This window comes from Bacteroides caecimuris (assembly GCF_001688725.2).
In the GTDB taxonomy this organism is placed as follows: domain Bacteria; phylum Bacteroidota; class Bacteroidia; order Bacteroidales; family Bacteroidaceae; genus Bacteroides; species Bacteroides caecimuris.
This window is the reverse complement of the sequence record NZ_CP015401.2, coordinates 4,718,846-4,732,192: the sequence shown is the minus strand read 5'-3', so window position 1 is coordinate 4,732,192 and position 13,347 is coordinate 4,718,846. Positions and strand designations below refer to the sequence as shown.

The 13,347-nt window shown below is 41.0% G+C and carries 5 protein-coding genes and 1 pseudogene; 2 read left to right on the top strand and 4 right to left on the bottom strand.

The window, feature by feature from the left end; all coding sequences use genetic code 11:
- From A4V03_RS20160 to A4V03_RS20145, 4 genes and pseudogenes are all read right to left on the bottom strand, one after another.
- Nucleotides 1-3,123: a SusC/RagA family TonB-linked outer membrane protein gene (locus A4V03_RS20160; RefSeq protein WP_065540149.1), complete on the bottom strand. Its 3,123-nt coding sequence runs from the start codon at nt 3,121-3,123 to the stop codon at nt 1-3.
- A 17-nt stretch (nt 3,124-3,140) separates the two neighbouring features.
- Complete coding sequence (locus A4V03_RS20155; protein ID WP_065540524.1) at nt 3,141-4,700, bottom strand: IPT/TIG domain-containing protein; 1,560 nt, start codon at nt 4,698-4,700, stop codon at nt 3,141-3,143.
- 56 nt (nt 4,701-4,756) lie between these two features.
- Nucleotides 4,757-5,359: pseudogene (locus tag A4V03_RS20150) on the bottom strand (DUF1793 domain-containing protein); the annotation flags it as partial.
- A gap of 507 nt (nt 5,360-5,866) precedes the next feature.
- Nucleotides 5,867-7,138, bottom strand: coding sequence for a site-specific integrase (locus tag A4V03_RS20145; protein WP_236588695.1), 1,272 nt, complete (start codon nt 7,136-7,138; stop codon nt 5,867-5,869).
- 363 nt (nt 7,139-7,501) lie between these two features.
- Here A4V03_RS20145 and A4V03_RS20140 point away from each other — a divergent pair, with 363 nt between their 5' ends.
- Nucleotides 7,502-10,024, top strand: coding sequence for a glutaminase family protein (locus A4V03_RS20140; protein WP_065540146.1), 2,523 nt, complete (start codon nt 7,502-7,504; stop codon nt 10,022-10,024).
- 124 nt (nt 10,025-10,148) lie between these two features.
- Entirely contained in the window at nt 10,149-13,346 is a 3,198-nt protein-coding gene (locus A4V03_RS20135) for a SusC/RagA family TonB-linked outer membrane protein (RefSeq protein WP_065540145.1), read from the top strand.
- The last annotated feature ends 1 nt before the right edge of the window (nt 13,347 follow it).

Here is a 13,347-nt window from a genome sequence, read left to right as displayed (position 1 = left end):
TTATAAGTTAACTGATAAACCCATAGTAACCGATTTTGTTAACGGATAGGCCTCACCGCGCGGATTGCCTGTTTCTGGGTCCCAAGTTTTGAATTTAGACCATGTGAGCAAGTTTGAACCTGCGATATAGATACGGATATTGTTAAAGTGCAGTTTGTTGACAATGCTTTTTGGCAACGTATAACCGATATCCAAGTTCTTCAGACGAATATATCGACCGTCACGCATCCAAAAGGTAGAGGTCTGCTGGTTATTTCTGTTTTCCCCGTATGTCAAACGCGGATATGTTGCATGCGGGTTTTCATTGGCATGCAATCCCAATTTGGCTGCGGTCTCCGGATCTACCCAACGGTCACTGATCATATCTTTGAAGATATTTCCCCAGTCATTTTCGCTGAACGCATATACACATTTGCCGTAAATAGGGAAAGTCGATTTGCCGGCTCCTTGGAAATGTAGATTAACATCAATTCCTTTCCATGCGAAAGAGGCTCCTATACCATATATCAAGTTCGGAGTGGTAGTGGCGCCAATAGCCACTTTATCATTGTCGTTTACAACACCGTCACCGTTTACATCCTTATATTTGATATCTCCGGGCTGCACTGTACCGTACTCTTGTTTCGGGCTGGTACGGATGTCATCATAATCAGCGAACAATCCTTCGGCTATCAACCCTTTAGTTTGATCTACACGATACCCTTTTTCATATAAATAAGAATAGACCTGATTCTCTTCATCTTTTTCGAGTACTTCATTCTTGCTGTAAGTTATATTTCCGCGGATAGTCATATCCACCTCACCCAGCTTCTGCTTAAAGGCGAAATTACCGTCGAAACCTTGCGATTTCACTTCACCCACATTCGCTTTAGGTTTACTTTCAAGACCTGTGATGTTAGGCAAGTATTCACGTGTCAAAAAGATACCTGTACGTTTTTCGCGGAAATAGTCGACTGTCGCTGTCAGTTTATCATTAAACAAAGAAAGGTCAATGCCCAAGTCATCCTTAATCGCCACTTCCCAAGTGATGCCGTTGGAAGCCATCTGTGTGTAATGAGTTCCTATGAATTGCTTATCATAACCGCCAAATCCCCAATTATACACATTGTTAGGTTTCCCTTCGCTGTTATATCCTGTAGTAGCTATAGTATATAAGTATGGGAAACGGTTGTTGTCTCCAATATTGTCATTACCTACCTTACCATGAGAGTAACGTATCTTGAACATGTTCATCCATTTCAGGTTATTCTTGATAAATGACTCTTCGGCAACATTCCATGCAACCGAAAAAGCCGGGAAGAAACCGAATTGATTTCCTGGTGCGAAGTTTTCCGATCCGGTATAACCGAAATTGAAATCAGCAAAGTAACGATAGTTCCAGTTATAGGCAAACCGTCCTGCCAACCCTTGATTACGTTTTGATACTCCATTCTTGATCTCCGAACCGATGTCAACTGTCCGTTTCTCACTGTCTTGTGTGTAACGGAAAGTAACTCCTCCATGATGGTTTCCGAAAGCACGCTCCCAGCTTAACAATAAATCAAGGAATTCACGGCGTTTGCCAGAGCTTCCGCTTGTCTGTGTCATGTCATAAGCGGGAAACATTCTTTCATAGATAATCTCTCCAGTTTCTTGCCTGCGTCCGTTTGCTTTATACAAATCCGGTTGACGATGACGGTTGATCCAGTTGCTGTTGTCCGTATCGTAGCCGAAACGTCCTACAAATTTCAATCCCTTGGTGATGAAATCAAAATTCTGTTCCAATGTGACATTCGTTTGTACATTATTCTGCCAGTCTTCATTGTATCCGGTTTGTGTGGATGCAACCCATGGATTCAGTTTGTTCACGTTATCCCGATGGGAAATAGGCGCGTATCCATTAGAATAGTATACAGGCGTCGCAATAGGATTGTATCCGAAAAGCATCCCCCACAGCATGTCGTTATCAGCCAGCCCCGGACTGTTGCGTTTGGCCAATGAACCGGCTACGCCCAGTTTCAACAAAGTCGATTTGGTGATATCTATATCCACATTCACACGATAATTCCACTTTTTATAGTTGGCGTTGGTGTCGTAATCATCGCGTAGCGTCTTGTCTGTGTTATACATACCTTGGTCTTCCGTATAACTTGCAGAAACAAAATAACGGGCAGTGTTACCACCGCCATTCATGTTCAAGTTGGCGCGATAGCTCCATGCTCCGTTTTTCAGAATCAGATCCATCCAGTCTACATTCGGATAGAAATCCGGATCCATTTGTGTACGGAACAGTTCTAGTTCTTCCGGTTGATATGCCACTCCTAAGTTGCGGGTCACCAATGCCTCGTTCATCAGACTGGCGTACGAAAGTCCGTCTACAAACTCCGGAGTGATGGTGCGGGTGTTATAAGAAGTTTCCACCTTGGCATCAATATTGATTTTTCCGGCTTTACCACGTTTGGTTGTAATCAACACTACGCCATTCGCACCTTTTGAACCGTAAATGGCAGTAGCTGACGCATCTTTCAACACAGTGAATGATTCGATGTCCTCAATATTAAGCTCATCCAGACTGCTGCGCTCAAAACCATCCACAAGAATGTAAGCGCTTTTATTGGCTCCAAAAGTAGAAATACCACGTATCCAGAACTCGGAAGTACTTTTTCCCGGTTGTCCGGAAGTTTGCCGGGCAATAATACCCGGAACATTGCCGGCCAAAGCATTAGACATATTGGAAGTAGGAAAGCGTTTCAAGTCTCCTACATTCACATTGGTTACGGCTCCCGTCACTATCAGCTTCTTCTGTGCTCCCATACCGGTCACCACTACCTCATCCAGCACGCTGGCCTCTGATTCTTTCATCTTTACGTTAACGGTGCGCTGTTCTTTTACAAGCACTTCCACCTCTTCGTATCCGATGTATGAGAAGACCAGTCGATGATAAGGCTCCATCTTTATAGAGAAATTACCATTGATATCTGTGATGGTTCCCAACCCAGCTACATCCTTTACAGTGATATTAACACCAATCATCGGCTCGTCTTGTGTGTCGGTAACCGTACCGTTCACGGTAATTGTCTGTTGTGCCGAAATTGTCAACGGGACAACCAGCATCAACCAAAAAATGGCTAAATATTTTTTCATAATCTGATATAATGTGTTTATTCGTTAGATTCCACTGTTGATTCATCTTCCGGCATATTTTCATCGTCACCGGCCGCATTCTCTTCTTGTTCCATCGAAATAGTGCGAATCGTATGTCCCACCTGATCATGTACATAAAAAATCTCTTTCGCATCATCGTATACAAGTCCACATACATCACGGAAACGGGACACCTCACGCAGGTCACCATCATCAGTTCCCCATGTGTTTCCGTCAGCCAAAGAGGTCGATGCTCCTCGTCCCGCATAGGTCGACACGATACCTTCCGGAGTCACTTTACGTACGCAGAAGTTCAATCGGTCTACAAAATAGAAATCATACTCTTCTTCACCGGTGTATTTCGGATTTTTCACAAATACTCCTTGACAAGGTTGGTTCATTTTAGCCTCAGTTCCTACGTCATCTCTATACCCCGACTCTTTATATCTTCCGACAAAATTATAAGGTGTAATGAACTCTTTTTTATCTTCATCATAGTCGGAACGCATGAAATAATGATTGTTGATCACACCAAAATAAGCATACTTTCCGGTAGGATGAATGAAAATCTGAAATTCCCAACTCGGGTCGGCAATGGTGAACAGCTGCTTGAAAATATGAGGGTTGTTCTTCACGATAGGATCCCAGTTTCTACCACTTTTGATCGTTTTGAAATAATCGGTCAAGTCTAGACGAAACACTTGTCCTCTTTCATAACTGTTGAAATACAATTCTCCGTTGATCGGGTGAATGGTAGCTCCGTTGCATTGTTTGTAGGCAGCTATCAATTGTATATCCGATCTGTCATCGAACGTACCGTCCGGATTACGTTTAATGATGTACACACTAGGACTTTCGTCTCCCTTACTGTCGTAGTCGATAGCCACAATCATATATTCCGCCTCTTCGGCATATCCGTCTATCTTTTTATTGAAAGCTATGCTTCGTATGCGTTGGGTTGGTATAGTGTTGATATTCAGTGGAGTAGAAAGCCAACGCTTTTCCAGGTCGATCAACTGTATGGCTTTATGTCCATCGTAACAGATATACAAATGATTTTTATTCAACGGATCAAAAGCCAATCGTCCCTTATCGCTAAAGCCACAGCATTTGGTGCCTTCCGGTCCGTCAAACGGTCCGTCTTTCCAACCTTGGTCGTCACGGTTGTTACGATATCCGCAAAGCGTGCCTACTACCATCTTTTTCTGATAGTCGAAAGCGGTGCTTGCAGTTGTTGTCACTGCATTCTCTCCTTCTCCTACAGTGATTTCAATTTCACCGCTAAAAGCGCCTGAGGGAACAAAACAGTAGATATAAGTACTTTTTACATTAATAATAACAGCATTTTTGCCACCAATCTTCACTTTTACTTTCGAAGCATCTGTTCCGAAATTCTCACCATGAATTAATAATTTCTGATAAGCTCCTCCTTCTTTCGGAGTAAAATCGGAAATTGCTATGGGCTTTGATGGATCAAAGGCTCCAGTTTCTACATTTTCATTGTCTTTACAACTACAAATGCAAATCGTGAATAATACCAGTAATGTCCACCGCCATTCCTTCCATACTTTTTTCATTTTACATTTCATGTTTTTCATTTTAGTTAATAATAAGTGTATATTAATTAGGTGTCTTATCGAGTTTTATCCATCAATACCTGCATCCAGTATCCTCCAATCACCGAGCGTGCCTTGAATCCTACCCATTTTCCGCTGTCCGTGTGATGCCAGTCGCTGAGTGGCACGCGTGACACCGTTTCATTGATATACTTATAGAGGGGAGCTACGAATTTTTCAAAAGTAGCCTGATCCGGAGACATGGCTGCCGTCCACATGATCCAGTCGGATTTAGTATACTCTTTGCGGGAATCCAGCGGCAATCCGTAAGGATTCTGCTTGGTCAGATAATAGTTGATCTCTTTGCCGATCACATTGTTGGGGAACAGGTTCAGATTCCACAACTTGTCCCAGACCATATTGTACTTCTGGCTCCAAGTATTCTTGCGGTCGAAAGCCAAACGGTAATGATCGCCTTCATTTGCCATTTCTTCCCATTTCATCGCCATTTTTCGGGCTATGGCTGCATATTTGTCCGCCACATCGTCCAGCCTGAGCATGCGTGCCATTTCGCTGTATCCGGCTACGCCCATAATAGCTTTTACGGAAAGATTGGCATTGTGTGCCCAGTGGCCGGCGAAGTCGTCCGTGCAAAGTTGGTTCTCCGGGTCCTGCCCATACTAATTTGATTACATTTAAATATTTGCAAATCAAACATTTATTTACTGTTCATATTGTCTTTGTGTTGTAAATCCAAGTAACCATACCGGAATTTTCATTTGTTACCTACCAGTTATGGATAAATTATAGTTAATGAGCTAACTCATTTTTACGGATTATAATTATTCCTTCTTTGTGCTATAACTAGGCTAGGTTTATGCTAAATATAATCACTCCGGATACATTAATTAATTCGTTTGACTATAGTCAAACACAAGGTTGACTATAGTTTCTCTTTCGAAGGACTATAGTTCTTCGAAAGAAAGACTATAGTCCTTCGAATTAATCTATGCACTCGGAGATGTTATTTTCTACAGAGTTGATGAGTAAATTTAGTGCTTGAATTCTTTACCTAAACATTTCATTCATTTCCGCACCGATTGAAATTAGAATTTGATACGATTGTTTGGTTCAATGACTGACCTCTTTTAAAGGTATGAAGTATCCCTTGATAAATTACTTTATTTTTATTTGGCAAGTCTGGCTCGAAGTTCTTTTAGTCTTTTTGCAGCCTGAAGATTATCTACCTTTATATATCGCATGAATGCAGATGGACTTTTATGCCCGGATATGCGCATAAGTTCTCCGGCAGGAAAACCGGATAAATACATATTTGTGCAAAACGATCGTCGACAAGTATGAGAAGAGATCATCTCCCATTTTTCATAGACTCTCTTTTCCCGTTCTTTTCCTTTTTTACGCACAACTTCGATTTTCTGTTTTAGTTTTGCTCTTCGCCCTAATTCTTTAACTCTTTCGTTGAATATATATCTAGGGATTTTAGGTAAATCATAATTGTATTTCTTGAGTATTTCCGGTACATAATCGATCATAGGAATGATGACAGCTTTATGCACTTTTCTCTGTTTGAGATTTATAATCTCATTATCTAAGTCAATATGTTCGGGACTTAATGTTGAGAGATCACTATATCGTAGTCCTGTAAAACACCCGGTAATAAAAACATCTCTAATCTCTTCCAATTGCTTATCATCTGACAAGTCTAACTTGTGTATTATTGAAAGTTCCTTTTCACTTAAATAAATAGCATCGGTCTCTTCTTCTACGACCTTAAAATGCTTCAAGTCCATTGGAGGAATAACCCCTTTATCTATTTGATAATTAACAAATCCCTTTAACAAACGTACGATTTTCCCAGCAGAATTAGTAAGCAAGCCAACACTCCCATCGGGCTTTATAACCTTATAAAATAAATAATCCATCAATTCATTGTAGAATATAAGGTTCAAATTATGAAAAGCAATTGGTTGCGACGAATGTTCCTTAAAAGCGATCAGATGTTTGCGAAGCGTTCGGTAGTCTTTTATTTGGTCTGCCGAAACAACTGGAGTTTTTTCTACAATATATCTTTCTAATGCGTCAAATATATCTACCCGATTAGGACGTAACTCATATTCCCTGTTCTTTTTAAGTTCAAGTAAAACAAATTCCACAGTTGGGCTTATTCCGTTTATTTTAGCGTATGTAAGAATTTCTCCAAGTTTGGATGTGATTCTAATCAAGCAAGCATCAATCTCATCGTAGTGTGGACAAGCACGCTTAATCCACCTCTTCTTGGAATCCCAGTGTTCCGGTTTGATACTGTATCCAGTAGAGATAAGCGTACGCTTAGTTCGATTGTAGTTATATCGAACATAAAGGACAGTAGTCCCCTCTCGAGTGACGTACTTAGGTTTAATGTATGGAGTATATTTTGCGATAGTAAAACTGTATTGCATTCGTATTGCAAAGTTACAAAAGCCATCCGAAATGAGCAATATCTCGTCGCTAAAAGCTATAACTTCTTACGAAACATGAAAAAAGAACAGATTTTGTCCTTTCTTGAACATAGATTTTCCTTATATTTAGCATTTATTCTATTATTTTGCAGCGTTGCATATAAAACACTATGATCAATATTCGACAGTACTGATTTAATATATTATCTAGGTATAGCGATAAAAAAGGTAAAATTGTATTTAAGAGATAATAGTAAGAAGGTAAAAAGAACAATAAAAGAAAACGTAGGGTTTGTTTTCTTTAAAGGTAAACAAGATTGTAGATGGATAACCTTAAAATTGTAGATTAATTTAAAAATATTTATGAAGAAACTACTAACAGTAATGGCCTTTTCGGTCGGTTTATTCGCAAATGCTCAAACCGACAACTTATTTAAACCTGTAAAAGAGGTAGCGTTGCGTACTCCATCAGTACCTATCGTTGTCTCAGATCCTCACTTTTCCATTTGGTCTCCTTATGACAAATTAACGGAAGGAAGTACTGAACACTGGACTGCAGCTAAGAAACCCTTGGTTGGAGCTTTGCGTGTAGACGGTAAAGTATATCGCTTTCTAGGTAAAGATAAAGTGACGTTATTGCCTATTGCACCCATGACAAATGTAGAACGTTGGGAGGCGGCATATACTAATAGCCAGCCTGCAAACGGATGGCAGGAACTCCAGTTTGATGATAGCAGTTGGAAAAAAGGTAAAGCTGCTTTTGGTAGTCATGACATGCCGCGTGTTCACACAGAATGGAAAGGTAATGATACAGATATTTATATTCGCCGTACATTTGAACTCAATGATTTGGATGCAACGGAGAATATTCACCTTATTTATTCCCATGATGATGTGTTCGAACTGTATTTGAACGGAGAAAAACTGGTTGCTACAGATCTTGTATGGAGGGATAATGTAAATCTGAAACTGACAGATGAAGCGAAGAAGAAACTGCGTAACGGAAAAAATGTAATAGCGGCGCACTGTCATAATACAACCGGAGGCTCTTATGTGGATTTTGGGCTATACCGGGAGAAGAAAGATGCGGTTACATTTGATAATGAAGCCATACAAAAGTCTGTAGACGTGTTGGCAACTTCTACTTATTATACATTCACTTGTGGACCGGTCGAATTAGATGTTGTATTTACAGCACCTCAATTGATCGATGATTTGGATCTGTTGTCAACTCCGATTAACTATATATCTTATCGGGTACGTTCTCTTGATAAAAAAGAGCATGACGTGCAGTTCTATATGGAAACTACTCCGGAACTAGCTGTGAATGAGACTACACAGCCTACTATCGCGCGTACATTATCGAAAAACGGTATCAGTTATGTAGAAGCAGGTACGATCGATCAGCCGATATGTGACCGTAGAGGTGACTTGATTTGCGGTGATTGGGGATATGTGTATCTGGGTAGTGTGAATGGAGCCGGAAAGTCTGTAAGCTTGGGCGACTACAGTGGAATGAAAGAATCTTTTGTTAAAAACGGAACATTAGCTTCAAGTAATACCAAATGGATTACCCGTAAAGAGGAAAATATTCCTGCCATGGCTTATGTTCATAATTTGGAAACTGTTACAAAAGATGGTAAGGACGGTTTCATGATGATCGGTTATGACGATATTTATTCCATTGAGTACATGTATGAAAAGCGCATGGGCTACTGGAAACATGATGGCAAAGTGACTATTTTTGATGCTTTCGAAAGATTAAGAGACAACTATCAGTCTATTATGGAACGTTGCCGCGCACTTGATGAATTGATTTATAGTGATGCGGAAAAAGCGGGTGGCAAGAAATATGCGGAAATCTGTTCTGCATCCTATCGCCAGGTGATCTCTGCACATAAGTTGTTTACGGATAAGGAAGGTAATCTGATGTGGTTCTCTAAGGAGAATAACAGTAATGGTTGTATCAATACAGTCGATCTGACTTACCCGTCTGCTCCTCTATTCTTGATCTACAATCCTGACTTGGAAAAAGCAATGATGACCAGTATTTTCGAATACAGTGCCAGCGGTCGTTGGAACAAGCCTTTCGCTGCACACGACTTAGGTACTTATCCTATCGCCAATGGACAAGTTTATGGTGGCGACATGCCAGTTGAAGAAAGCGGTAACATGGTGATTCTGGCAGCGGCTATTGCCAAGATTGAAGGCAATGCGGATTATGCCAAGAAATATTGGGATATTCTGACAACATGGACCAATTACTTAGTAGAGTATGGGCAGGACCCGGAGAACCAACTTTGCACGGACGACTTCGCCGGCCACTGGGCACACAATGCCAATCTTTCCGTAAAAGCTATTATGGGCGTAGCCGGATACAGCGAAATGGCACGCATGCTCGGGCTGGACGATGTGGCGGACAAATATGCAGCCATAGCCCGAAAAATGGCGATGAAATGGGAAGAAATGGCAAATGAAGGCGATCATTACCGTTTGGCTTTCGACCGCAAGAATACTTGGAGCCAGAAGTACAATATGGTCTGGGACAAGTTGTGGAATCTGAACCTGTTCCCCAACAATGTGATCGGCAAAGAGATCAATTATTATCTGACCAAGCAGAATCCTTACGGATTGCCGCTGGATTCCCGCAAAGAATATACTAAATCCGACTGGATCATGTGGACGGCAGCCATGTCTCCGGATCAAGCTACTTTTGAAAAATTCGTAGACCCTCTCTATAAGTATATCAATGAAACGGTGTCACGCGTGCCAATCAGCGACTGGCATCATACGGACAGTGGCAAATGGGTAGGATTCAAGGCACGCTCGGTGATCGGAGGATACTGGATGCAGGTGTTGATGGATAAAGTGCTGAACAAACAATAGGACAAATAATCATTCCAAATTGATACAATTAAATGCGCAGTGAAATTATTCAACATATTTTAAACTTCCATCTGCATTGTACTGATTCTTTAAAGTATAATACAGATGATAAAATTAATTTGCGATGAAAAGAAAAAAACAAGTGTTTTGGTTTTTAAGCCTTAACAAGATGTGGGGTATCCCACTCTATGTGACTGCATTTTCATTATTACCTAGTAGTTATACTCATGCTACTAATACCAAAAATGAAAATACACTAATAGTAAACCCTACCCAGCAACAACGTTTTATAAAAGGTACTGTTATTGATGCCAATGGCGAACCATTAATAGGAGTCAATGTAAAGGAAGTCGGGGGAACTGCTGGTACAATCACTGATATAAACGGTGAATTTTCTCTGAATGTAGCTCCCAAAACAAAATTGGAAATTTCCTTTATCGGTTATCAGACACAGCATGTCACTGTGGGAGAGGCGAGGCAAATTACTATAACCTTACAAGAAGATACACAAGTTCTAGATGAAGTTGTTATAACAGGTTTCGGTATGTCACAAAAGAAAGCAACATTGACAGGTGCTGTTTCTTCAGTTAAATCCGAAGATATTGCCCGCTCCTCTGCAGTCACTGCAGGTGGTGCCTTAGTTGGTAAGATTGCAGGTGTAAATACTCGTCAACAAGATGGGCGTCCTGGTGCTGAAACAGCTTTGCAAATCCGTAATATGGGTACTCCGTTATTTGTAATTGATGGTATTATTTCAGATACTGGACAATTTAGTCAGATGGATTTCAATGATATCGAATCTATATCTGTATTGAAAGATGCATCAGCTGCTTTGTATGGGGTACGTGCAGCGAATGGAGTAGTGGTTGTTACTACTAAAAAAGGTAGTCGTAATTCTAAAAATACGGTTTCTGTTAACGCTTATTATGGTTGGCAGAAAAACTCCAAATTTATCAGTCCGGCCAATGTGAAAGATTATGTTCATGCATATGTAACAGCAGAAACATTCTCCGGACGCAGCGGTGACTCTCGTCGTTATAGCAAAGAAGAATATGAAAAATGGATGAACGGTGCGGAGCCTAAATACCAAGGATGGGATTGGGAAGACTATATTTGGGTAAGCGCTCCGCAATATTATATCAATACCAATTTCTCCGGAGGTACGGATAAGGCAAACTATTATGTAGCGGTATCCCATATTAATCAAGATGCAACTATTCGCAATTATGGCGGATTTCGTCGTACAAACGCGCAGATGAATATCGAGATGAACGTGAATGAACGTCTTAAGGTGGGTGCAAGTATGAACGGACGTATTGAAGATCGTCGTCACCCTGGTGTACCGGGAGGGGATGATACATGGTTGCCTCGTTTCGCAACAATGAAAAACCAACCGACTAAACGCCCATTTGCCAATGATAATCCGAAGTACCCACAATTGGTATCCGACCAACCGGAAACAAACTTTGCTATTTTGAATTATGAGACTACTGGAAAGGTATCGGATGTATGGCGCGTAATTCAAATGAACGGTAGTGCCGAATATGAAATTCTGAAAGGATTAAAATTCAAAGGAATGTTAGGGTATTATTATGCCTATAACGAATTGGATAACCAAGAGTTCACTTATGAATTATACGGATATAATGAACAAACAGATAATTACTATGTAACCAATCGTATGTCAAATCCTTATCGTGAACGCAACCGTGAGAAAGTAGAGGACCAATTTTCAAACTTTCAGTTAAACTTTGACCGCAAATTTGGGAAACATGCGGTTGTTGCTGTAGCTGGGTTTGAGGCAAGTCAGCGTAAACGTCCTAGAATGTGGATTCATTCTACACCAGTCTCTAATGCTATGGATTTGATTCGTCTGAAAGAAATTCAGGAGTTTAATGATGATGGAAATAGAACAGAAGCGCGTATGGGATATTTGGGACGTGTAAATTACAGTTATGCAGACAAATATCTGGTTGAATTGATAGCCCGCTGGGACGGATCATGGAAATTCCGTCCGGACAATCGCTGGGGCTTTTTCCCATCGGCATCTTTAGGCTGGCGTGTTTCTGAAGAGAACTTTTGGAAAGAGAACAAGATTGGCGAGATTGTAACTAACTTAAAGCTACGTGGTTCATACGGTGAAGTGGGTGATGATGCCGTTTCCAATTATTCAGCTTTCGACTACCTGCCAGGCTATAATTACAACAGTGGTGGTGCGGTAATTGACGGCAACTGGGTAGTAGGTACTTCAACCCGCGGACTGCCTAACCAAACACTATCCTGGATGACAGCCAAGATTCTGGATATCGGTGTGGATTTAGGTTTTCTCAACAATCGCTTGAATGTACAATTCGACTATTTCCGTCGTGTACGTGATGGAATCCCTGAATCTCGCTATGATGTGTTAATACCGAACGAAGTCGGTTTCAGTCTTCCAAAGGAAAATCTAAGATCGGATATGCACAAAGGTTTTGACGCTTCTATCATGTGGACGGATCATATCAATGATTTCAATTACAGTGTTGGGGGTAATATCACCTATTCACGCTTCTGGGATTGGGAACAGTATAAGCCGCGCTTTAGTAATTCGTGGGATGAATACCGCAACAGTATCTGGCATCGTGTAGGATATGTGAACTGGGGATATGAAGCTGTCGGCCGTTTTGACAGTTGGGAACAGATTGCCAACTATCCGATTGACAATGACAGAAAAGGAAATCGTACGGTAGTTCCGGGAGACATTATGTATAAGGACCAAAACAATGACGGCGTGATCAATTATCTGGATGAACGTCCCATCGGATATCGTGTGGACAGCACTCCTACCCTGAATTTCGGTATTAACCTTGCCGCTTCATGGAAAGGGTTCGATTTATCGATGGACTGGACAGGCTCCGGTATGACATCATGGAATCAATGTTGGGAAACGGCACGTCCGTTCCAAAACGACGGTAACAGCCCCGATGAAGTATTGAAGGATGCATGGCATTTATCTGATATATGGGATGCCGACAGTCCGTTAATCGCCGGTAAATACCCCATGGTGCGTCTGAATTCGGATGAAACCAGCGCATACGATAAAAGCTCATATTGGTTACATAATGTAACTTATCTAAAGTTACGCAATTTGGAATTCGGTTACACATTCCCCAAAACATGGTTAAACAGAACCGGTATCAGTAATTTAAGGCTGTTTGTCTCAGGCACCAACTTACTGACTCTATCCAATTTGTCTGTAATGGATCCGGAATGTGCTTCTGACAACGGCTTGGATTACCCTCCGATGCGAGTAATAAACATTGGCGTAAACCTAAAATTTTAAG

What these genes read in the sequence shown, in the direction of transcription:
- A4V03_RS20145 (WP_236588695.1), bottom strand. Translation starts at nt 7,138, where the DNA reads ATGCAATACAGTTTTACTATCGCAAAATATACTCCATACATTAAACCT.
- A4V03_RS20140 (WP_065540146.1), top strand. Translation starts at nt 7,502, where the DNA reads ATGAAGAAACTACTAACAGTAATGGCCTTTTCGGTCGGTTTATTCGCA.
- A4V03_RS20135 (WP_065540145.1), top strand. Translation starts at nt 10,149, where the DNA reads ATGAAAAGAAAAAAACAAGTGTTTTGGTTTTTAAGCCTTAACAAGATG.
- A4V03_RS20160 (WP_065540149.1), bottom strand. Translation starts at nt 3,123, where the DNA reads ATGAAAAAATATTTAGCCATTTTTTGGTTGATGCTGGTTGTCCCGTTG.
- A4V03_RS20155 (WP_065540524.1), bottom strand. Translation starts at nt 4,700, where the DNA reads ATGAAAAAAGTATGGAAGGAATGGCGGTGGACATTACTGGTATTATTC.